At 65.9% G+C, this 21,718-nt stretch carries 17 protein-coding genes and 1 other RNA gene; 6 read left to right on the plus strand and 12 right to left on the minus strand.

Annotated features, from left to right (window positions below; translation table 11 throughout):
* Positions 1-16 precede the first annotated feature (16 nt).
* From AC1DB0_RS16875 to AC1DB0_RS16885, 3 genes are read left to right on the plus strand one after another with little or no spacing between them, the layout of a single operon-like run.
* Positions 17-382 carry a response regulator gene (locus tag AC1DB0_RS16875; RefSeq protein WP_054427957.1) on the plus strand — a complete coding sequence of 122 codons (366 nt, stop codon included), beginning with the start codon at positions 17-19 and terminating at the stop codon, positions 380-382.
* Entirely contained in the window at positions 379-1,050 is a 672-nt protein-coding gene (locus AC1DB0_RS16880; protein ID WP_175171471.1) for a hypothetical protein, read from the plus strand. Before AC1DB0_RS16875 ends, AC1DB0_RS16880 begins: the two co-directional genes overlap by 4 nt.
* A gap of 9 nt (positions 1,051-1,059) precedes the next feature.
* On the plus strand, positions 1,060-1,635 hold the full coding sequence (locus tag AC1DB0_RS16885; protein ID WP_441372118.1) for a biliverdin-producing heme oxygenase: 576 nt from the start codon (positions 1,060-1,062) through the stop codon (positions 1,633-1,635).
* A 48-nt stretch (positions 1,636-1,683) separates the two neighbouring features.
* Here AC1DB0_RS16885 and AC1DB0_RS16890 read toward each other — a convergent pair whose 3' ends face one another.
* The 12 genes from AC1DB0_RS16890 to AC1DB0_RS16945 form a co-directional block, all read right to left on the minus strand.
* Entirely contained in the window at positions 1,684-2,478 is a 795-nt protein-coding gene (locus AC1DB0_RS16890) for an ABC transporter permease (RefSeq protein WP_006222859.1), read from the minus strand.
* Positions 2,479-2,481: 3 nt separating this feature from the next.
* On the minus strand, positions 2,482-3,291 hold the full coding sequence (locus AC1DB0_RS16895) for an ABC transporter ATP-binding protein (RefSeq protein WP_054427960.1): 810 nt from the start codon (positions 3,289-3,291) through the stop codon (positions 2,482-2,484).
* Positions 3,284-4,324, minus strand: a complete 1,041-nt coding sequence (locus AC1DB0_RS16900) for an ABC transporter substrate-binding protein (RefSeq protein WP_054427961.1) — start codon at positions 4,322-4,324, stop codon at positions 3,284-3,286. The genes AC1DB0_RS16895 and AC1DB0_RS16900 overlap by 8 nt, the downstream gene beginning before the upstream one ends.
* 11 nt (positions 4,325-4,335) lie before the next feature.
* Entirely contained in the window at positions 4,336-5,595 is a 1,260-nt protein-coding gene (locus AC1DB0_RS16905) for a CaiB/BaiF CoA transferase family protein (RefSeq protein WP_476758025.1), read from the minus strand.
* Between the two features lie 74 nt (positions 5,596-5,669).
* Positions 5,670-6,278, minus strand: a complete 609-nt coding sequence (gene recR, locus AC1DB0_RS16910; protein ID WP_054427963.1) for a recombination mediator RecR — start codon at positions 6,276-6,278, stop codon at positions 5,670-5,672.
* Between the two features lie 21 nt (positions 6,279-6,299).
* Complete coding sequence (locus AC1DB0_RS16915) at positions 6,300-6,626, minus strand: YbaB/EbfC family nucleoid-associated protein (protein ID WP_006221090.1); 327 nt, start codon at positions 6,624-6,626, stop codon at positions 6,300-6,302.
* 43 nt (positions 6,627-6,669) lie between these two features.
* Positions 6,670-9,090: a DNA polymerase III subunit gamma/tau gene (dnaX, locus tag AC1DB0_RS16920; RefSeq protein WP_476758024.1), complete on the minus strand. Its 2,421-nt coding sequence runs from the start codon at positions 9,088-9,090 to the stop codon at positions 6,670-6,672.
* Between the two features lie 151 nt (positions 9,091-9,241).
* Positions 9,242-9,339: signal recognition particle sRNA small type (gene ffs / locus AC1DB0_RS16925), an RNA gene on the minus strand.
* 403 nt (positions 9,340-9,742) lie between these two features.
* Positions 9,743-13,195, minus strand: coding sequence for a UvrD-helicase domain-containing protein (locus AC1DB0_RS16930; RefSeq protein ID WP_476758023.1), 3,453 nt, complete (start codon positions 13,193-13,195; stop codon positions 9,743-9,745).
* A 3-nt stretch (positions 13,196-13,198) separates the two neighbouring features.
* The gene (locus tag AC1DB0_RS16935) at positions 13,199-15,862 is read right to left on the minus strand and encodes a PD-(D/E)XK nuclease family protein (RefSeq protein ID WP_476758022.1); all 2,664 of its coding nucleotides are present in this window, start codon (positions 15,860-15,862) and stop codon (positions 13,199-13,201) included.
* Between the two features lie 142 nt (positions 15,863-16,004).
* A complete protein-coding gene (locus tag AC1DB0_RS16940) occupies positions 16,005-16,160 on the minus strand; it encodes a hypothetical protein (protein ID WP_175171464.1) in 156 nt (51 codons plus the stop codon).
* Positions 16,161-16,266: 106 nt separating this feature from the next.
* On the minus strand, positions 16,267-17,478 hold the full coding sequence (locus tag AC1DB0_RS16945) for an MFS transporter (protein WP_054422469.1): 1,212 nt from the start codon (positions 17,476-17,478) through the stop codon (positions 16,267-16,269).
* Positions 17,479-17,758: 280 nt separating this feature from the next.
* On the opposite strand from AC1DB0_RS16945, the gene AC1DB0_RS16950 reads away from it, so the two are divergent.
* From AC1DB0_RS16950 to acs, 3 genes are read left to right on the plus strand one after another with little or no spacing between them, the layout of a single operon-like run.
* A complete protein-coding gene (locus AC1DB0_RS16950; protein ID WP_054422470.1) occupies positions 17,759-18,070 on the plus strand; it encodes a DUF485 domain-containing protein in 312 nt (103 codons plus the stop codon).
* The gene (gene actP / locus AC1DB0_RS16955; protein WP_054422471.1) at positions 18,067-19,743 is read left to right on the plus strand and encodes a cation/acetate symporter ActP; all 1,677 of its coding nucleotides are present in this window, start codon (positions 18,067-18,069) and stop codon (positions 19,741-19,743) included. Before AC1DB0_RS16950 ends, actP begins: the two co-directional genes overlap by 4 nt.
* 18 nt (positions 19,744-19,761) lie before the next feature.
* Complete coding sequence (gene acs, locus AC1DB0_RS16960) at positions 19,762-21,717, plus strand: acetate--CoA ligase (RefSeq protein WP_476758021.1); 1,956 nt, start codon at positions 19,762-19,764, stop codon at positions 21,715-21,717.
* The last annotated feature ends 1 nt before the right edge of the window (position 21,718 follow it).

Here is a 21,718-nt window from a genome sequence, read left to right on the forward strand (position 1 = left end):
AATTTGGAGACTTCTTTTGGATGAAGTACGCGCGGTTCGCGTCCTGCTGGTTGACGACAATGAAATGGGCTCGGAGCTGCTGGCCGAATTCCTGACGCTTTCGGGGCTGGAGGCGCGTTGCGCAGCCACCGGTGAAGCAGCGCTGGAACTGGTTGACAGCTTCGGCCCCGAAGCCGTTCTCGTCGACATCCTGCTGCCCGATATGGACGGCTACGAACTGGCCACGCGCCTGCGCGCCCGCAAGACGCCGGCGCGCATTTATGCGCTAAGCGGCCTTGCACGCCATGAACGCCGCGGCGACGCCGAAGACATGTTCAATGGCTGGATCGAAAAACCCGCCGACCCGGACGCGCTGCTTGCCGTGCTGCGCCAAGCCGAATGACGCCGCCTGCCGTGCCGATCAGCCCGTCGCTGCTTGCCCTGGCGGCGCATGGCGTGCGCCTGAAGGTGCTGGCGCAGATATTTCCGGTTCTGCGCCACGATGTCGTGGGCCCGCTGTCCAATGCATCGCTTGCGGCGGCAATGCTGCGCCAGTCGCCCGAAGGCGCTGACGCCAACGCCTTGCAGCAGCGCTGCCAGCGTCTGGCGGGCGACCTCACCGGCATGCTGGACGACGGCGTAGCCGTTGTGCGGGAACTGGACCAATGGCTGGCCGACAACGGCGCGCGCACGAGCACCGAGACACTGCTTCGCGAATGCCGCAAGCTGATGTTCTCGCAACTGCTCTTGTCGCGGCAAAGCGTGGTCTGGCCCGAAGATGTCGCCGATGAGGAACTGCCGCAATTCACCTCACGGTATCTGCTGCTGGCCTGGCTGCTCAGCCTGCTGCAAGCGATGCCCGCCGACGTCGTCTTGACGTTGGACCTCTCGCAAACTCACGCCTGGCACGCCCATTTTTCCTCCGAGTTTGGCGACGACGACGTTGCCGCGCCGGCAACGGCGATCACTCCGCAGGATGTAGAGTTGCTTGCGGCCGCGTCGGGCTGGCGTCTGGAGCGGCAAGCGCAGTGCTGGTCGCTGCACCTGCCCGCCCCCACCCCAGACAAGTGAGCGGCCCCCATGATTTCACCCGTCCATCAGGTCCTTAGAGAAGGCACGCGCGAGCAGCACGAAACGCTGGACCAGGGCCTGGCCCTGACCGGCGGCGACATTGATCGCGGTGACTATCTGAACTACCTGCGCGCCCTGCTCGGCTGGCTGGAACCGCTGGAGCAACAGCTCTGGCGGCTGGACTGGCCGGGCAGCCTGCAAGCGCCGGTGCGCGCGGGCAAAAGCGATTGGCTGCGCGCCGACCTGGCCGATGCCGGTGACTTGAGCCCCGTGCCGCAATGCACCGACGCGCCACAGCTGCATACGGCCGACGCGTACGCATTGGGCGTGGCGTATGTGGTCGAAGGTTCGCAATTGGGCGGCCGCTTTCTGGCCAAGCATCTGGCGGACGTTACCCCCGCTTTGCCGCTGCGCTATTTGCGCGGTTATGGCGAACAGGTCGGGCCGATGTGGAAAGTATTTCTACAATTTCTGGACAGCGAAGCCGGCGCCCGGGGACGCGAAGCGCACGCGCTGCATGGCGCGCGCGACGCGTTCGACAGCCTGACGATCTGGCTGCGCAGCCAGCGCGCGCTACGGGCCTGAAAGCCCGTAACGCGGTGGCGTTGTCGTGTCGTGATCTGGCGTGACGCGCTACAGCTTTTCGGTTTCGCCTGACTTGGGCTGCCACTTCATCAGGCGCTTTTCACCGATGCCGACGATGTAGTCCAACACCAGCGCAAACGCCGTCAGCACGACGATGCCCGCGAACACCGTGTTCACGTCGAACGTGCCTTCCGCTTGCAGGATCAGGTAGCCCACGCCGCTTGCCGAACCCAGGTATTCGCCCACCACCGCCCCCACGAAGGCCAGGCCCACGGACGTGTGCAAGCTGGAAAACACCCAGCTCGTGGCCGACGGCAGGTACACGTGGCGCAGCAATTGGCGCTTGCGTGCGCCCAGCATGCGGGCGTTATCCAGCAAGGTCGGGCTGACTTCGCGCACGCCCTGGTAGACGTTGAAGAACACGATGAAGAACACCAGCGTGACCGCTAGCGCCACCTTCGACCAGATACCCAACCCGAACCACATGCCGAAAATAGGCGCGAGAATCACGCGCGGCATCGAGTTGGCGGCTTTGATGTAGGGGTCGAGAATGGCGCTTGCTCGGGGCGACAAGCCCAGCCACAAGCCGAAGCCCAGGCCGGCGATGGTGCCGATGAAGAACGCCAGCACGGTTTCGGTCAGCGTCACCCACAAGTGCGTGTAGATGTCGGCGTTGGTGACGAACCAGGCCCAGATGCGGCCCCAGACCTTCAGCGGTTCACCGAAGAAGAACGCCACTTTGGAATCACGCGATGCGAAATGCCAGACGCCCAGGATGACAACCAAGAGCAGCAGTTGCCAGAAGCGCAGGCTGGCGGAACCGGATTTGAATGACTTCGACATACCTCAGGCTCGCTTCTGTTGGGCATAGCCCTTGAGCACTTCTTCGCGCAGCACGGCCCAGATGGCGGAGTGCAGCTCGACGAAACGCGGATGGGCGCGCACTTCAGCCACGTCGCGCGGACGCGGCAGGTCGATTGTGAATTCGCCGATCGGATGCGTGCCAGGCCCGGCCGACAGCACGATCACGCGGTCGCTCATGGCGATGGCTTCGTCCAGGTCGTGCGTGATGAAGAGCACAGCCTTGCGCTTGGCCATCCACAATTCCAGGACCTCGTTTTCCATCAGCTGGCGCGTCTGGATGTCGAGCGCCGAGAACGGCTCGTCCATCAGGATGATGTCCGGATCGCGGATCAGCGTCTGCGCCAGCATGGCGCGCTTGCGCATGCCGCCCGACATCTGGTGCGGGTAACGTTGCTCGAACCCGCCCAGGCCGACCCGACGCATCCACTCGCGGCCACGCTCCAGCGCTTCCGGCCGCGCCACGCCTGCGAACTCCAGGCCGGCCACCACGTTGTCCAGCGCGCTGCGCCAGGGCAAGAGCGCCTCGCCCTGGAACATGTAACCCGCGCGGGAATTGATGCCGGACAACGGTTGCCCGAACACCTTCACCTGGCCCGAGGACGGCGCCAGCAAACCGGCGCCCACGTTGAGCAGCGTGGACTTGCCGCAACCGGTCGGGCCCACCACCGACACGAACTCCCCTGGCGCAATGGCCAGGGTCGTGTCGCTGACAGCGGTGTAGCGCTGCGACCGGTCGTCACGCGAAACAAAGGTGCAACTGATATTTTCCAGCGACAGTGCGGCTTCAGCCATTGGCATACTTCTCGTTGGCGCGGCGCGCGAAATCGTTGGTCCAGACCTTGGACGGATCGATCTTCGCGCCGTCGAAGTCCGCCTGGTAGGCGGCCAGCGCCTTCAGCGCGGTGGCGGCGCCGTCTTCGGGGATCATGCCGTCGGGCGACAGGCCTTCCAGGCTCTTGGCGATGGCGGCCTTGTACACGGCCGGGTCGCCCAGCAGATAGGTTTCCGGCACGATCTTGGCGATCTCGTCGGGGCCGGCCTTCTGAATCCACTTGTCGGCGCGCACCAGCGCGTTGGTCAGCGCCTGGGTGGTGTTCGGGTTGGCGTCGATGAAGGCTTGCGGCGCGTACAGGCAGCCGGCGGGCATGTTGCCGCCAAAGATGTCCTGCGTGTCTTTCAGCGTGCGCGTGTCGACAATGATCTGGATGTCGCCCGGCATTTCCAACATCGACACCACGGGGTCAGTGTTGGAGATGGCGTCGATCTGGCCGCTGCGCAATGCCGTGACGGCGCCTGCGCCTGCGCCCACGCCGATGATGGACACGTCCGACGCCTTCAGGCCGTGCTTGGCCAGGAAGAAGCTCACCACCATGTTGGTGGACGAGCCCGGCGCGGTCACGCCGATCTTCTTGCCTTTGAGGTCGGCCGGGCCCTTGTAGTTGGGCAGGTTCTTCTTGGACACGCCCACGCCGATCATCGGCGCGCGGCCTTGCAACACAAAGGCGCGGTAGGCCTGGCCCTTGGACTGCATGGACAGCGTGTGTTCGAACGCGCCCGAGACCACGTCGGCGCTGCCGCCCACGACCGCCTGCAAGGCCTTCGAACCCCCGGCGAAGTCAGCAATGCTGACCTCCAGGCCTTCGTCCTTGAAGTAGCCGCGCGCTTCTGCGATGGACAGCGGAAGGTAATAGATCAGGGGCTTGCCGCCCACGGCGATCTGGACCTTGGTCTTTTCAAGTTTCTGTGCGCGCACGATGGCGGGCGCCATGCCCATGACGCCGGCAGCGCCAGCCATCTTGAGCAAGTCACGGCGAGTAACTGACATATGGTTGTCTCCTAATTGTCGGGTTTACCGATAGCGCCGGTCTTCGCCAGCTCATCAATAGCCGCTGAATCATACCCCAGCGATTTCAGGACTTCCTCGGTATGTTCCCCTAAAGCCGGCCCCACCCAGCGCGTCTGGCCAGGGGTCTCGGACAGCTTCGGAACCACGCCCGGAAGCTTGACCGGACGGCCATCGGCGAAGTGATGTTGTTCGATCATGCGGCGCGCCAGGAACTGCGGATCGTTGAACATATCGGCCACGCTGTAGATCTTGCCGACCGGCACATCCGCCGCCTTCAGCACGCCCAACGCGTCCTCGATGCCACGGCCGCCGCACCATTGCTGGATGGCGCCGTCGATCTCTTCGACCCGGCGGGCGCGGCCATCGTTACGCACCAGCTCTGGGTCTTCGGCCAGGTCGTCGCGGCCGATGGCGCGCATCAGGCGGTGGAAGATGGCGTCGCCATTGCCGGCGATGACGATGTTCTGGCCATCGCGGGTGGTGTACGTGTTGGAGGGCACGATGCCCGGCAGCGCGCCGCCGGTGCGTTCGCGCACCACGCCGGCCACGTCGTATTCGGGCACCAGGCTTTCCATCATGTTGAAGACGGCTTCGTACAGCGCCACGTCAACCATCTGGCCTTGGCCCGCGGAGCATTCAGCGCCCGACTTGCCATTCCAGCGGCCGCCCGTGGCGTCGCGGTGGCGCAGCGCCATCATCGCGCCGATCACGCCGTGCAGCGCGGCAATGGAATCACCAATGGAGATGCCGACCCGCAGCGGCGGCCGGTCGGGGTGGCCCGACACATAACGCAGGCCACCCATCGATTCACCGATGGCGCCGAAGCCCGGCTGGTCTTTCAAGGGGCCGGTCTGGCCGTAACCCGACAGCCGCACCATGATCAGCGCGGGGTTGATGGCGCGCAGTTGCTCATAGCCCAAGCCCCACTTTTCCAGCACGCCGGGCCGGTAGTTTTCAACCACGACGTCGGCGTCCAGCGCCAGCTTGCGGGCGATTTCCTGCGCGCGCGGGTCTTTCAGATTGAGGGCGATGGATTGCTTGTTGCGCGCCTGTACCGTCCACCAGAGCGAATTTCCCTCGTGCAGGTGGCGCCAGCTGCGGATGGGATCGCCGCCGCCCGTGCCATCAGGGCCGTGCGGGGTTTCCACTTTGATGACATCGGCGCCGAATTCGCCGAAGATGCGCGCGGCGAACGGGCCGGCGATGAGCGTGCCGAGTTCCAGGACCTTGAGTCCGGTCAGCGCTGACATGGTTTGTCTACCTCACAGTTTGCCGCCCCGGTACGTTGCCGGTGGGCTTTTTGATGTTGCGAGCCCTGCCTTGATTACGTCGTCTTACGCTCCATCAGCGCCCAGGCGATCGTGCCGGCGTCCACATATTCCAGCTCGCTGCCGGCCGGCACGCCACGCGCCAGACGCGTCACGCGCAAGCCGCGTTCGCCCAGCGCTTCACCCAGGAAGTGAGCCGTGGTTTCGCCTTCCGCCGTGAAGTTGGTGGCCAGGATGACTTCCTGAACCACGCCGTCGGTGGCGCGCTTGATGACGCGATCGAAATCCAGCTCGCGCGGGCCGATGCCTTCAAGCGGCGCGACCCGGCCCATCAGCACGTAGTACAGGCCACGGTAGCCGTGGCTGGACTCGATCATGTTCTGATCAGCGGGCGTTTCAACGATGCACAAGAGCGAGGGGTCGCGCTTGGTATTGGCGCAAGTTCCGCAGACTTCGTCTTCCGAAAAGCTGTTGCAGCGGGCGCAGTGCTTCAGATCGCGCACGGCGCCGGCCAACGCCTGCCCCAGCATGTCCGCGCCTTGCGGGTCATGCTGCAGCAGGTGATACGCCATGCGCCTGGCGGATCGAACGCCCACGCCGGGCAGGCGCCGCAGCGCCTCGATCAGCGACACCAGCGGTTCGGGTTCAGGCAGTAAGGGGTCCATTGCGGCCTAGGGCGGCGTCGATCAGAACGGCAGCTTCATGCCCGGGGGCAGCGGCATGCCGGCGGTGACGCCCGCCATCTTTTCTTGCGACGTGGTTTCGGCCTTGCGCAGCGCGTCGTTGAACGCAGCGGCGACCAGGTCTTCCAGCATGTCTTTGTCATCGCCCAGCAGCGACGGGTCGATCACGACGCGCTTGACGTCGTGGCGGCAGGTCATGGTGACCTTGACCAGGCCGCCGCCCGAGGCGCCTTCGACCAGGATTTCGGCCAGCGCGTCTTGCGCCTTCTTCATGTTTTCCTGCATCTGCTGCGCCTGGCGCATCAGGCCGGCCAGTTGTCCTTTCATCATGATGGATGTTCCTTGAACGAGGGGAATAAGAGGGGCCGCCGCCTCAGGCAGCGGCCGGGGGATCAACGTGGCGGATGGAGTCGGGGACGACATGGCCCCCGAAATCGGCCAGCAACGCTTGCACAAAAGGATCAACGGCCACCGCATCTTCGGCGGCCTGCTGGCGCGCTGCGCGTTCGGCTTTCGCCACGGCATGCGCCGTGTCGTCGCCGGTGACGCCAACTCGCACGTCCAGCCGGATGCCCTGACCGAAATGTTCGCACAAGACGGTTTGCAGGCGAACCCGGCTTTCGCTTTCGGCCAGGGTTTTCACAGCCACGCGCAGGATGATCGCGTCACCTTGTACGCCAGCCCATTCGCTTTGCCGCGCGAGTTCAGCGGCCAGGCCGGTGACGGGCAGGGTCGCGGCCAACTCGGGCCAGCCGGCTTGCGTCATGTCCGTGACACGGGCGCGCGAGCCGCGCTTGCGCGTCGGGGCTGCGCCTTCGCGGCGGACGGCGGCCACAGGCGGCGCGACAGAAGGCGCGCTGGCCAGCGTTTCAAAATCATCGTCGTCCGGGTCGGACGTGAAGCCGCTTTCAGGAACGAAACCGCCTTCGGCTTCGAAGGGGATTTCTTCGTCGACCCAGGAAGGCGGGCCGTCGCCGTCGGCGTCTGCCGGCGCTGTCGCCAACACCGCCGCGACAGCAGGCGTGACCGCCAGCGCGGCGGAGCCTGCGGCTTTGGCGGTGGTGACGTCGGGCGTTGCGGGGGATGCGGGCGCGGCTTGGACGGAGCCAGGCGTTGCTGCGGGGGATGCTGATGCAGCGGCGGCCGGCGTATCCGCGGGCAAGTCTTCCCAAGGCGGCACGCTGTCGGCGGCTGCGGTGGGCTGGGCTGCGGTTGCGGCGGGCTGGGCTGCGTTTGCGGCGGGCTGGGCTGCGGTCGCGGCGGGCTCGGGCTGAACGTCGGCGGAGGCCGGCGCAGCGGGAACGGCAGCCACCGTGGTTGCGGTGATAGCGGGTTCAGCGGATGAGGCGGCGGGCGCTGCTACGGGTGCAATGACCGAGGTAACAGCCGACCCGACGGCCGACCCGACGGCCGGCTCGGACGCGAGCTCGGCAGCCGGAGCCGCTGCCGAGGCGACGGCGGTGTCTTGAGCGCCTGCCGAAGGTGCGCTTGCCGCAGAAATGCCTGCGGCGGGTACGCCTGCCGCAGGACCGCCTGCCGCAGGAACGCCTGCGGCGGGTACGTTGGCAGCAACAGCAGGAGCAACGGCAGCGGCCGCGGCCGGCGCTGCGGCAGCAGTCGCCTCGACCGCCGGAGCTGCCACTGCCACCGCCGGTTCCGCCGTCTGGCGGGCAGGCGTGGCGGGCGCTTCCAGCGCGGTCTGCGGGCCGGCGTCGCCATTGAGCGACAACATGCGCAGGCAGGCCATGATGAAGCCGGCGTACTCGTCAGGCGCCAACGTCAATTCGCTGCGGCTATGCACCGCCACGGAATAGAACAGTTGCACGGCGTCGGGATGCAGGCTCAGCGCCAGGCGCGCAATGTCGGCCGCCAGCGGGTCTTCAGCCGGCGTGACGCCGGTGACACGCTGTTCGATCGCCACGCGCGACAACAGCACGGCCAGATCGGCCAGCGCCCCCGCGTAGGACAACCCGCGCGTGGACAATTCGTCGGCCACGGCCAGCACGCTTTTCGCGTCGCCCGCGGACAAGGCATCCAGCAGGCGCACCAGATGGCGCTGATCGATCGTGCCGAGCATGCCGCGCACGGCGTCCTCGGTCATGTTGCCAGCGCTATAGGCGATGGCCTGATCGGTCAGGGAGAGCGCATCGCGCATGGACCCTTGAGCCGCCTGGCCAATCAAGCGCAGGGCCGGCACTTCAAAAGGGACGGCTTCCTGGCCCAGCACCGCTTGCAGGTGGCCAACAATGGAGTCGGCCGGCATCTGCTTCAAATTGAATTGCAGGCAACGCGACAACACCGTCACCGGAATCTTTTGCGGATCGGTGGTGGCCAGGATGAATTTGACGTGAGGGGGCGGCTCTTCCAGCGTCTTCAACATGGCGTTGAAAGCGTGGCCGGTCAGCATGTGCACTTCGTCGATCATGTAGACCTTGAAGCGCCCCGCGCCCGGCGCGTACACCGCCTGTTCGAGCAACTGCGTCATTTCTTCGACGCCGCGGTTCGAGGCCGCATCCAGTTCCAGGTAGTCGACAAAGCGCCCGGCGTCGATTTCCGTACAAGCGCGGCAGACGCCGCAAGGCTTGGACGTGATGCCGATTTCACAGTTGAGCGACTTGGCCAGGATGCGGGAAAGCGTGGTCTTGCCCACGCCCCGGGTGCCGGTGAACAACCAGGCATGGTGCAGGCGTTGGGTGTCGAGCGCGTGAGTCAGCGCGCGCACCACGTGATCCTGTCCCACAAGGGTATCGAACGATCTCGGCCGCCACTTGCGGGCCAGTACCAGATAAGTCATGGCTGGATTGTAGAGCCTGTTTCGCGTGCTGGCTGAAATGCAAAGGGGACGGGCTTATTCCCGCGGAACGAATCCCTGGAAAATAACCCCGTCCCCCTTGAAAGCGAAGGGCCATGAACTGAATTCATGACCCTTTGCTTTGAAGAATCCGGTTGGCGAGCCTTACTCCGGCACTGACCCTAAACGACTATGGCTGCTTCGTTCCCGACCTGACCAGGTTCACCGTCGAACCATGCGAAGGGGCCCGCCAGCCGGAATTCTAGCAGAGCTGCGCGATGCTTGCTTGCCAGCCTTCCGGCAGGCGGGCCCCAAGGGGCGGTATGTTGCCCCCTCCCCGGCCCTCCCCCCGAGGGGGAGGGGGTGATGGCTTTGCTTCGCTTGCCATTTTTGGCTCGCTTCGCTTTGCCTTGCTTTCTCGCCGCTTTGTGCTTTGCTCTGGCTTGCTTTCTCGCCGCTTTGTGCTTTGCTCTGGCTTGCTCTCTCGCCGCTTTGTGCTTCGCTTTGGCTTGCTCTCTCGCCGCTTTGTGCTTCGTGGGGTGGGAGGGGCGGTGAAATCTTCACGCCCATGCGGGCGTTTATCGCGCTTAATCCGTCTCGCGCCAGTGCTTGATATCGACGCCTTACCCTTCGATCGACACGGCCCGCCTTTGCGCTATGGCTGAAGGTCAATCCATGCCTTGGCTCGGGGGAAATAGAGGGCGGCTTTGGCTTTGCGGCCGTCTAGCGATGTCACTTGCGTGCAGTACCGCAGCAACTGGTCTCCATGACGCTGGCGCATTCTTGCCGCGAACGCAGCTGGGGATTCGCCGGGGTGCGGGCGGCCGGTTTTGTAGTCGACGATCAGCCAGCCGTCTTCGGTACTCAGCGCCAAGTCGATGACCGATACCTTGCCGGCGGCGTCAATGAGCGGCCATTCGCGGCGGGCGCCGGATTGGGATAGCAGCCACAAGCCGCGATCATCCGCCAAGGTGGCTTGCAGGGTTTCGAGTACGGCTTCGGCGGCGGCGTCGGCTTGGCTGGCGGGGATGCCGGCGCGGGTCAGTTGGCGGCGCATGGCGGGCAGGCGTTCGGCCAGGGCGTCGGCGGGCCAGGTGTGGACGCCGTCTTGGCCGATGCGGGCCAGCCAGGCGTGCGCCAGCGTGCCGATGGCGGCGTCGTAGCCGGCTTCGAGTTGCCAGGCGGGATGCTCGCCGCCGTCGCCCCACGCGCCGCGTTCGGCGGCGCCGAAACCGGGGCTGACGGTGATGGTCGACAGGCGCGCCAGTTGTGCGAGGCCGTCGCTGGCCACGCGCCGCAAGGGTTCGCCTTGCCATTCGGGGCCGTCAATGGCGTCGGGTTCGGCCTCGCCTTCCAGCGCGGGCGGCACGGGCGTGATCAGGCACGGCCACAAGCGTCCCAGCAGGCTGGCCGATGGCGGCGTCTTGACCTGACCGCTGGCCTCGTCCACCGACACGTGGCCCACCAGATGCAGGCGTTTGCGCGCGCGGGTGGCCGCTACGTACAGCAGGCGGTCAATTTCGTACGACGCCCGGCGCGCTTCGCGGGCGCCCAGATAGCGCGACACCGGATCAGCTTCGGTTTCCGCGCGCGGCTTGACCGGGCCGAACAGCACGCGGCCGCCGCTTTGCTCGAAACGCACCAGCGGCGCCTGGTCACCCCGGGGCGCGCGATGCAGGCCATACAAGATGACCGTTTCAAATTGCAGGCCCTTGGACTTGTGCATGGTCATGATTTCGACTGCGCCTTCGTCTTCGTCCGCAGCATCCGGAGACGCGAACAGGCGCGAGATGCCCGCGTCCAGCGCGGCCGGGTCGATGCCGCCGTGCGGCGCCAGACGCTCAACCAGTTGGAACAGGCTTTCGGCATCGTTCGCCACCGACAGGCCGGCATACAACGCGGGGCCGCCCAAGCGCCGCCATAGCGACTCCACCCACGCTGCGAAAGGCATCGCGCCCGAGGCGTTGCGCTTGTCCAGCAAAATGGCCGCGACATGGCGCAGGCGTTCGAACTCGTCGGCGCTCAAGAGGGCTTGCGCAGAAGGCGACTCGGCGGCGGCCGGCGCGGCATCATCAAACAAGGAACCTTGCGGCGCAGTGCTGGCGGCGACCGGCGCCGTTGACGGCACGATGCGCAACGCGCGTTCGAGCAGCACCGGCACGGGCGTGATGTGATCATCGCCGAACAGGCGCTGCAAGGACGTCAGCGTCAGCCCGCAATACGGCGCGCGCAATACCGACAGCCAAGCCATGCGGTCGGCCGGATGCGACAGCGCCCGCACCAGTTGCACCAGGTCCGCCACCACCGGACGCAGCGCCAAGGGCACCAAGTCCACGGCACGGCAGCGGATGCCTTCTTGCGCCAGCCGGCGCGTCAGGTTGCCCAGGTGGCTGCGCGCGCGCACCAGCACCGCAACCGGATGCTTTGCGCCCTTGTGATCGATCAGCGCCTGGCGCACCAGCCCCACGGCGATATCTTCGGCCTGCTCTTCAGCGGGGGCCGCGCCCGCGCGTGACCACGCGGGGTGAAAGCGCACAGCCGGGTCCGGCAGCGCATCATGAAAGGCGGTGGACGGGCTGTACGTGATCGCTCCCGCCGCAGCGTCGCTGCGCTTGGGCAGCAGGCCCGCGAACGATTGGTTCACCCAGTCCACGATGCCCGCCTGCGAGCGGAAGTTGTCGGTCAGGTTCAGGAAGTCGGGCGTCAACTCGCCCACGCCGATGTCGGCCACTTCCAGGAACAGCCCCACCTCGGCTTTGCGGAAGCGGTAGATGGATTGCATCGGGTCGCCCACCAGGAACAGGCTGCGGCCGTCGCCCGCCTGCCAGCCCGACGTCAGCGTACGCAGCAAGTCCAGCTGCGTCTGGCTGGTGTCCTGGAATTCGTCGATCAGCAGATGGCGGATGGATGCGTCCAGCTTCAGCAGCAGTTCGCCCGGGTCATCGGCGCTGCCCAATGCGGCGGCCGCGCGCTGCGCGATTTCAATGAAGTCGACCTCGCCGGTATCAGCGAAGCGCAGACGCAGCTGCGCCACGGCCAGCGCCAAGGTCATCAGCTGCGCGCCCAGCACTTCCCATTGCGCATCGGTGAAATGCGGCTCGGGGATATCGCGCACGGCGTTCAGGCGGCGCACCCAAGGCGCTTGCGCGTCGGCCGCTTCCAGCCACGCCACAAAGGGTTCCTTGTGCGCGCACTTGGCCGGAAAGCCCAGGTTCTTGTTGACCGTCTTGCGCAAGGTGCCCGTGCCGGTCAGCAGCAGATGCGCCACGGCGCGCCACTGGTCCAGCACGTCGGCGTCAGGCGGCAGTTCGTCCGTCCAGTCCAGCAGCGCCAGCAGCTTGTTGTCGTCTTCGCCGTCCTGCAATTGTGCCGCGGCAAGACGGGCGGGGCCGCACAGCGATTCGGCCCAGCCATACGGCATGGCGTCGCAAAGCGCGTCCAGGTCTTCGCCGATGGCTTCAGCCAGCATGGCTTCCATGCCCGCGCGATCAGAACCGTGGCGCAAGAGCGGCAGCCATTGGTCGCGCTGGCCGAGCATGTCGGCGATGGCGTCCTTGGCTGCCTGCACGTCTACATCCAGATGCTGGAGCAGGATGCGCACGGCTTCGTAATCGTCGGCCAGGTCCAGCGTGGCGCGCGCGGCGGCTTCATAGTGCGCGCGCGCATCGTCGGTAATCTCGGGCATGCCGCCCAGTTCAGACAGCCAGGGCATGCTGCGCACCAGCCCCGCGCAGAACGAATCGATGGTGCGAATCGCCAAACGCGCCGGGTGGTCCAGCAGGTGCCAGCCCTGCGCCTCGTTGCGCGCCAACGCAGCGCGCGCAAGCTCCCAGCTGCGGCGTTCGTGCATGGCTTCGGGCGGCGCGACCAGCCCGCGGCGCAGTTTGCTCAGCACGCGCGCATGCATTTCGGACGCGGCCTTGCGGGTGAACGTGATGGCGACGATTTCTTCGGGCCGGTTCACGGTGGCCAGCAGCGCCAGAATGCGGTCGGTCAGCAGCTCGGTCTTGCCGGAGCCGGCCGGCGCTTGCACGAGAAACGAGCGGGTCGGGTCCAGCGCGTCGGTGCGTGCGGCGTGGTCCTGTGGCAGGCGTTCAATGTCGGCCATGGCTTAGGCGTCCTCGTCGTCAAGATGCAAACGCAAGAACGGCAATGCATCGCAGTATTTCAAATCGTCGCGGCGGTAGGCCACATTGGCCGCCACCCCCGCCACGTACTCATCGGCCAGGGCCTCGATGGCCACGCGCCAGCGTTGCCGGATGTCTGGCCAGGACAGGCCATCGAAATACTTGCTGTCACTGGCGAGGGTGACGCCCGGCACGCCCAAGTCTTCGTCGGCCAGACCTTGCGCAGCGACTTGCCGCGCGTGAATCTGCGCCAGCACCAGGCCGGCCACCTCGCCGCCCGCGGCGTCCGCCAACACCGACGCATAGAACGGCAACTGCACGTTCACCGGACGGCTGCGCGACCAATCAGGTTCGGGCTTGGCGGCGGCCACGCCCGTTTTGTAGTCAACGATGACGTTGCGCCCGTCGGCCAAGCTATCGATACGGTCAAGCCGCAGCTTCAGGTTCAGCGCGCCGCGCTGCCACTGATGATTCTTTTCGACCTGGGCAACGGCGAAGGGCAGGCGCTGCGCCTCCATGTCGAGCCACGACGCCAGCACGGCACGCGCCCGCTGGCATTCCAGCGCCTTCAACGCGGGCGCGTAGTCTTTGAGTTCTTCGTCCGCGGCTTGCGCCACGGCCTGCTCCAGCAAGGCGGGCAAGCGGCCCGTGGCCATGACCTCGTGCAGCGTTTCCTGATCGGGCATCATGCCCCACACCAGCTCCAACGCTTTATGCAGGAACTGGCCCCGCACGTTCACCGTGGCGCTGTCCGCATACGGCGCAAGCTCGCGTCCGCCCAAGCGGTGCCGCACGAATGCCCACAAGGGATTGCGCGCCTGCGTGTCCAGCACGTCCAGGCCGCCGCCCCCACGATTGCCCGGCGCAAGCGGCGGGCCTTGGTTGTCTTCCAAAGATTCCTGCGGCAAGGCGGTAGCAAGCTCGGCTGCGGCCGGCGTGAAGTCTGTTAGCGCAGCAGCCGCTATCAATGGAGACGGGCGCAGTTCGCGCTCGCCATCCATATGGGCATGGCTGACGATGATGTCGGGCGCGCAACGGCACAGCGCGGCATACATGCCTTCGGCCCATTCGCGTTCGCGTTCAGGCGTTGCGCGCGGGGCCTTGGCCAGACGCAGCACCGCCAGCGGCAACAGCGGATTCGGCTTGGGGGACGCGGGCAAAACGTCGTCCGTCAGGCCCAGCATCCACACGCCATCCCAAGAACCACCTTCGGCTTCCAGCAGACCCAGCACGTCCAGCCGCGCCAAGGGGTCGCGTTGCGGCTGGAACGAGGCCGACCGCGCCACGCTTTGCAGCAGGTTCACTGCGGCCACGCCGCCCAGCCGGCCGGCCGCAGGCGCCAATGCCGAAAAGCTGCCCAGCGCGTCGCCCAATGCGCCCATGACCTGGTAGCCCACGCTGTCCAGCACGCCTTCGCCGGGGAAACCCAGCGCCATCAGCGCGGCCTTCATGCGCAGCATCCAGACGTCGCAGGTGGCTTGGCGGCCGCCTTGCGTCCAGATTTCCATGGCCTGGTTCCAGGCCTGCGCCAACGCTGGCGTGTCGGCCAGCAACTTCTTCCATGCTTGCGGGCCGACATGCTGCACAGCCTGACGGCGCCAGCGCGCGTCGATAGCCGCCAACCGCGCGCGGTCGCGCACGTCGCTAGCGCAATGGCCAGCCAGTAGCGCCGCACCCAACACGTCCACGCCGCAGCCCTTGCCATCGGCGCATTCGGCCAGCGCCCGCAGCCACGCCAGCGCGGCGCGCGCCATCGGCCATTCATTCAGCGGGCGGCCCACGGCCACGTTAAAGGCATACGCCGGCGCGCCATCGCGGCCTGCCAGCGCCTGACTCAACACGCGCCGCGCGAAGGGTGATTCAGCTTCCAGCTGCGGCGACACGATGGCGTAGCGGCCATGCGGATGCGCCTTCAATTGGCTGGCCGCCCACGCCGCCGCGGCGCGCCATTCCGCACCCTGGTCTGCGGCCTCGAACCGCCGCGCCACGGTTTCCACCCGCTGGGCATCGCGCCATTGCGCAACCGCCGTGCCTTGCGCCTCAAAGGCGTGCAGCAGGCGCTGAAAACGCGGCGACACATCCGTGAAACCAGCCAGCACGAGTTGCGCGGGCGTGGCCAGCCGGCCATCTTCCAGCGCGCGCAACACACGCGCATAGCCCTGGTTCGCGTCTTCGGCATCAATGCTGGCCAGCGTTTCGCGATAGCGCTCGCGCCAGCGGGCAAAGCCGCGGTATTCGTCCGTGTCCGCGCCAGACGGCACGTGCAAATTCCATTCGTCCATCAACAGGTCGGCGTCCATGGACAGCCGCGCCGCCTGGCTGGCGTCCAGCAGTACGCGTTCGGCTTCTTCGGCGCGGATGGCTTGCGTCCACACCAATTGCGTGGCGAAACTGTCCAGCCGGTAGGCGGGAACGTCGTCGTCGGTTTCAAACGCCAGTTCGTTGGCGGATTCCGCCAGCCACGCTGACAGCGGCAGAATGCGCGGCAGTTCGCTGACCTGGCGTTCCTGGCGCAGCAGCCCCGCCAGTTCCAGCGTGAGCCGACGCGACAGGCGGTTGTTCACCGTCAGCACCAGCGTGTCTGCGGCGGGCATGGCGCCGATGTCGGGCAACGACAAAGAGGGATAGGAAAACGATGCGTCCTGCATGGGCATCCAAAAATCGCGCGCGGGTGGCGGGCGGGGAAAAAAATCGCGCGCGGGGTGGCGGGCGGGGAAAACGAAAAACGACGGAGAAAACTCCGTCGTAGGATACCGCGAGCCGAGGCGGGATAAAACGCTGAAAAACCGGCTAGAAGCCGCAGAGCGCCGCCAGGTTTTCCCAATGGATCTGCATCTGGGGCGTGGTGTAACCCCAGAACGCCAAGCCCAGCACGGCGGCCAGCGCCAGCATGCCCACGGCGCGCCAGCCGCGGTGGCGTCGAACGGTGGAAGGGGGCGCTGACATTATTGATCGCTCTCCGTGTGACATTTTTGGCGCATTCTTAGTCGGGTTCACATCAAGACAAGGTCAGGGCAAAGTCAGGACAACGGCAGGGCACGTCAAAGCAACCTCAAGCCGACGCCGGCCGGGGCTCAACCGGCGTCACCGGCTGTTCGCGCACCGGCAGGCACAGCAGCGCAGCGATGACGGCAAGCGCCACGCCCAGCCACCAGACCATGTCGTAATTGCCCGTCTTGGCGTAGGCATAGCCGCCCAGCCAGACGCCGGTGAAGCTGCCCAGCTGATGGCCCAGGAACACAATGCCCGACAGCGTGGCCGCGTAGCGCAGGCCGTAGATCTGCCCGATCAGCCCTTGCGTCAGCGGCACCGTGCCCAGCCAGAACAGCCCCATCCACGCCGCAAACGCGTACAGCACCCAGGCCGACAATGGCATCGCCAGCAATAGCAGAATGCCGAAGGCGCGCATGAAGTAGACCAGCGCCAACAGCCGCTTCTTGCTGTGCTTGCCGCCCAGCTTGCCCGCGTAGAACGACCCCACCACGTTGAACAGCCCGATCAGCGCCACGGCGGTTGCGCCCTGCCCCGGCGTCAGGCCGCCATCGGTGACGTAGGCCGGCAAGTGCAAGGTGATGAAGGCGGTGTGGAAGCCACAGACGAAGTAGCTCCAGAACAGAAAGTGGAACGACGGATGGCGCACCGCTTGCCGCACGGCCGAGGCCAGCGACTGTTGCGGCCCCGACTGCGCATGCGGACGGCCGCGCAGGAAATAGGCCAGCGGCGCGGCGCAGGCCACGAATAGTGACAGCACCCACAACGCGCCCGGCCAATCCATGCCGGTGATCAGCGCCTGGCCGGTTGGCACCACGGCGAACTGGCCCAACGATCCGCCCGCGCTGGCGATGCCCATCGCAGTGCTGCGGTAGGCCGGCGGCACCGCGCGCGCCACCACCGGCAAGATCACCGGGAACGTGGTGCCCGCCTGCCCTAGCCCGACCAGCACGCCCGCAGTCAGGTACAGCGTGGTTTCGTCGGTGGCGAAGCGCGTGCCGATCATGCCCAACATGTACAGCACCGCACCCAGCGCGATCGTGCGGCCCGAGCCGTAGCGGTCGGCCAGAATGCCCATGAAGATACAGGCCACGCCCCAGACCAGGTTCTGCAAGGCGAACGCCATGGAAAAGACGTCGCGGCCCCAGCCATGCGCCAGGCCCATCGGCTGCATGAAAAGACCAAAAGTGGCGCGCACGCCCATGGCAAGCAGCACCACCAGAGTGCCCAGGATGAGGGTGCGCGTGGAAATCGAATCGGTTTGGCTAGACATGAAACCCGTGTCTCGTTGTTGTGTGGGTCTGTGTCCCCTCCTCGGGACAGCTTTCGACATCTTATACAAATCGCCTTGGGCGAACCGGCAATAGCCATGCTGGCGCATCCCACATTTCCGACGGCGTGCGCCCCTGATCCCTAGGGCGGACCCCTACGACTAAGGTCGTGTGTCCGGCGAAGCGATGCGTCTCTATATTGGGCAGAGGCCCGCCGGGCATCACCGAGCGGGCCGCCCCGGACTTGCATGCCGTCCGGCAATAACAACAAGGAGACCCCACATGCCCTCCCCCGACACCACAGTCGCCGCCGTCCTCCGGCATCCCAAATATCAGGAATTACTGCGCCGCCGCAGCCGGACCAGCCTGCTGTTCTTCGCCATCGCCAGCGTCATCTACGCGGGCTTCATCCTGACCCTTGCATTCGACCCGGTCTTCTTCGCACGCCCCATGCCGGGCATGACGATGAGCATCGGCGTGCTGACCGGCACGCTCGTCGTGTGCAGCGCCGTGGTGCTGATCTCGGCCTACGTCCATATCTCCAACACCGTCTTCGACCCTCTGCTGGCCGCCATCATCAAGGACGTGTCATGAAAAACAAGAAATTGGGCGCCGCATTGATCTTCGTACTGGGCTGTGCGCTGGCAGGCGCCGCGCGCGCCGCCACGAACGCGCAAACCAGCACCTCCGCCATCGTCATGTTCCTGGTGTTCATTGCGGGCACCATGGGCATCACCTACTGGGCGGCCAAGCGCACGCACACCACCTCTGACTTCTACACAGCGGGCGGCGGCTTGTCGGGCTTTCAAAACGGCCTGGCCATTGCGGGCGACTATCTTTCCGCAGCCTCGTTCCTGGGCATTGCGGGCATGGTCTATGTCAGCGGCTTTGACGGCATGATCTACGCCATCGGCTTTCTGTTCGGCTGGCCGGTCGTGATGTTCCTGATTGCCGAACGCCTGCGTAATCTGGGCCGCTACAACTTTGCGGACGTGACGTCGTTCCGGCTGGCGCAGACGCCAATGCGCGTGCTGGCCGCCAGCGCGTCGTTGCTGATCATCGCGCTCTACCTGATCGCGCAGATGGTGGGCGCGGGCAAGCTCATCGTGCTGCTGTTCGGGCTGGACTACAACATCGCCGTGCTGATCGTGGGCTCGCTGATGATGATCTACGTCGCCTTTGGCGGCATGACGGCCACGACCTGGGTGCAGATCATCAAGGCCGTGCTGATGCTGTTTGGCGCCACGCTGATGACGGTGCTGGTGATGGCCGCCTTTGAATACAGCCCCGACGCGCTGTTGGCCGAAGCCGCGCGTGTGCATCCGTCGGGCATGGAACTGTTGGCGCCGGGCGCGGAAGTCAGCAGCAATCCGCTCAATGCTTTGTCGCTGGGCATCGCGCTGGCGTTCGGCACCGCCGGGCTGCCGCACATCCTGATGCGTTTTTTCACCGTGTCCAACGCCAAGGAAGCGCGCAAGTCGGTCATCTACGCCAGCTCCTTCATCGGCTACTTCTACCTGCTCACCTTCATCATCGGCTTTGGCGCCGTGGCATTGCTGGTGCGGCATCCTGAGTATTACGTGACGGGCGCGGACGGCAGCTTCGACATGATGAAAAGTCTGATCGGCGGCACCAACATGGTGGCCGTGCATCTGGCCAACGCCGTGGGCGGCAACCTGTTGCTGGGCTTCCTGGCGGCCGTCACCTTCGCCACCATCGTCGCGGTGGTGGCGGGGCTGGCGCTGGCGGGCGCGGCGGCCATCTCGCATGACCTGTACGCCAACGTCATCGCCCGTGGCCGCGCCACCGAGCACCAGCAAATGCGCATATCGCGCTTGTCCACCATCGCCCTGGGCATCCTGGCCATTCTGCTGGGCATCGTGTTCGAAAACCAGAACGTGGCCTTCATGGTGGGACTGGCCTTCGCCATTGCCGCCAGCGCCAACTTCCCCGTGCTGGTGCTGTCGATTTCATGGCGCGGCTGCACCACGCGCGGCGCCACCATCGGCGGCTTTCTTGGCTTGGCCTCGGCCACGATCTGGGTCGTGCTGAGCACGACCGTGTGGGTGGACGTGTTCGGCTTCGCCACCCCCATCACGCCGTTTCCCAACCCGGGAATCCTGTCCATCCCGCTTGCCTTCTTCTCGATCTGGCTGTTCTCCAAGCTGGACCACAGCCCACGCGCTCAGCAAGAAGCCGCGGCATTTGACGCCCTGACCGTCCGCAGCCAGACGGGCATCGGCGCCACCACCGCCGTCGCCCATTAACCCCACACAGGAGCCACCATGGAACCCATCCGCGATTTCTATCCCGTGCCTCAGGGCTTTGCCGGGCCGGACACGGTGACGCAGGATCAATACCGCGCGTGCTATGCCGCGTCGCTCGCCGATCCCGATGCCTTCTGGGCGAACGCCGCACAGCGCGTGCAGTGGTATCGCAACCCCACTCAAATTCGCGACGTCAACCTTGATGCTGACGACTTCCGCATCCGCTGGTATGCCGATGGCGAATTGAATGTCAGCGTGAATTGCCTGGATCGGCATCTGGAAAAACGCGGCGACAAGGCCGCGCTGATCTGGGAGTCTGACGACCCTGACGAGCCCGCCCAACGCATCACGTACCGCGCGCTGCACGCCAAGGTCTGCAAGATGGGCAACGCGCTGCGCCGGCTGGGCATCGGCCGGGGCGACCGTGTCACGATCTACCTGCCCATGATTGTCGAGACCGTTGCCGCGATGCTGGCCTGCGCGCGCATCGGCGCCGTGCACAACGTGGTGTTCGGCGGATTCGCGCCCGCTTCCATTGCCGACCGCGTGCGCAACTGCGGCGCCAAAGCCATCATCACCGCCGACGAAGGCCGCCGCGCGGGCCGCCCCATTCCCTTGAAGGCCAACGTGGACGCCGCGCTCGACATGCCGGGCATGGAAGGCGTGCGCACGGTGCTGGTCGTGAAGCACACGGGCGCATCCATCCCGATGAAGGCCGAACGCGATTACTGGCTCGACCGCCTGATGGACCGCGAGCCGGACGAGTGCATTCCCGAACGCATGAACGCCGAAGACCCGCTCTTCATCCTCTACACGTCCGGCAGCACCGGCAAGCCCAAGGGCATGCTGCACACGACGGGCGGCTACCTGGTGTATGCGTCCTATACGCACGCCGCCATTTTCGACATCCGCGACAGCGACGTGTTCTGGTGCACGGCCGACGTGGGCTGGATCACCGGCCACAGCTATCTGGTGTATGGGCCGCTGGCCAACGGCGCCACGTCGTTGATGTTCGAAGGCGTGCCCAGCTACCCGGACGCCTCGCGCTTCTGGCAAGTGATCGACAAACATCAGGTCACCATCTTCTACACCGCCCCCACCGCCATCCGCGCGCTGATGCGCGAAGGCGCCGAGCCCGTGCGGCGCACGTCGCGCGAGTCGTTGCGCTTGCTGGGCAGCGTGGGCGAACCCATCAACCCCGAAGCGTGGCGCTGGTATCACGACGTGGTGGGCGAAGGCCGCTGCCCCATCGTCGATACCTGGTGGCAGACGGAAACCGGCGGCATCCTGATTTCACCGTTGCCGGGCGCCACGGCGTGCAAGCCGGGCGCGGCCAGCATGCCGTTCTTCGGCATCCAGCCCGAGTTGGTCGATGTGAAAACCGGCACGGTGATTCAAGGGCCGGGCGAAGGCAACCTGTTCATCCGCGGTTCGTGGCCCGGGCAAGCGCGGTCGGTGTATGGCGACGAGCAGCGCTACATCCAGGGCTGCTTCAAGGACTATCCCGGCATGTACTTCACCGGCGACAGCTGCCGCCGCGATGAAGACGGCGACTACTGGATCACTGGCCGCGTGGACGACGTGTTGAACGTCAGCGGCCACCGCATCGGCACGGCCGAATTGGAAAGCGCGCTGGTGTCGCATCCGAAGGTAGCGGAAGCGGCAGTCGTGGGCTTCGCGCACGACATCAAGGGCCAGGGCATCTACGTGTATGTCACGTTGAAAACCGGCACGTCGCAGTCTGACAGCTTGCGCCAGGAACTGGTGGCGCACGTGCGCCGCGAGATCGGGCCCATCGCCACGCCCGACCATCTGCAATGGGCGCCCAGCCTGCCCAAGACGCGCTCGGGCAAGATCATGCGGCGCATTCTGCGCAAGATCGCCGAAAACACCATCGACGACTTGGGCGACATCACCACGCTGGCTGATCCGTCCGTCGTGCAAGCGCTGGTGCGCGAACGGCGTGTGGCATGAT

It is taken from the genome of Achromobacter sp. 10T422 (genome assembly GCF_056394065.1).

Excerpts from the sequence above, each read along its gene's own strand:
- recR (WP_054427963.1), bottom strand. The coding sequence starts at position 6,278 with ATGGACCCCTTACTGCCTGAACCCGAACCGCTGGTGTCGCTGATCGAG.
- AC1DB0_RS16950 (WP_054422470.1), top strand. The coding sequence starts at position 17,759 with ATGCCCTCCCCCGACACCACAGTCGCCGCCGTCCTCCGGCATCCCAAA.
- AC1DB0_RS16905 (WP_476758025.1), bottom strand. The coding sequence starts at position 5,595 with ATGTCAGCGCTGACCGGACTCAAGGTCCTGGAACTCGGCACGCTCATC.
- AC1DB0_RS16895 (WP_054427960.1), bottom strand. The coding sequence starts at position 3,291 with ATGGCTGAAGCCGCACTGTCGCTGGAAAATATCAGTTGCACCTTTGTT.
- AC1DB0_RS16945 (WP_054422469.1), bottom strand. The coding sequence starts at position 17,478 with ATGTCTAGCCAAACCGATTCGATTTCCACGCGCACCCTCATCCTGGGC.
- AC1DB0_RS16880 (WP_175171471.1), top strand. The coding sequence starts at position 379 with ATGACGCCGCCTGCCGTGCCGATCAGCCCGTCGCTGCTTGCCCTGGCG.
- AC1DB0_RS16885 (WP_441372118.1), top strand. The coding sequence starts at position 1,060 with ATGATTTCACCCGTCCATCAGGTCCTTAGAGAAGGCACGCGCGAGCAG.
- AC1DB0_RS16900 (WP_054427961.1), bottom strand. The coding sequence starts at position 4,324 with ATGTCAGTTACTCGCCGTGACTTGCTCAAGATGGCTGGCGCTGCCGGC.
- AC1DB0_RS16930 (WP_476758023.1), bottom strand. The coding sequence starts at position 13,195 with ATGGCCGACATTGAACGCCTGCCACAGGACCACGCCGCACGCACCGAC.
- AC1DB0_RS16890 (WP_006222859.1), bottom strand. The coding sequence starts at position 2,478 with ATGTCGAAGTCATTCAAATCCGGTTCCGCCAGCCTGCGCTTCTGGCAA.
- acs (WP_476758021.1), top strand. The coding sequence starts at position 19,762 with ATGGAACCCATCCGCGATTTCTATCCCGTGCCTCAGGGCTTTGCCGGG.
- actP (WP_054422471.1), top strand. The coding sequence starts at position 18,067 with ATGAAAAACAAGAAATTGGGCGCCGCATTGATCTTCGTACTGGGCTGT.
- AC1DB0_RS16940 (WP_175171464.1), bottom strand. The coding sequence starts at position 16,160 with ATGTCAGCGCCCCCTTCCACCGTTCGACGCCACCGCGGCTGGCGCGCC.
- dnaX (WP_476758024.1), bottom strand. The coding sequence starts at position 9,090 with ATGACTTATCTGGTACTGGCCCGCAAGTGGCGGCCGAGATCGTTCGAT.
- AC1DB0_RS16915 (WP_006221090.1), bottom strand. The coding sequence starts at position 6,626 with ATGATGAAAGGACAACTGGCCGGCCTGATGCGCCAGGCGCAGCAGATG.
- AC1DB0_RS16935 (WP_476758022.1), bottom strand. The coding sequence starts at position 15,862 with ATGCAGGACGCATCGTTTTCCTATCCCTCTTTGTCGTTGCCCGACATC.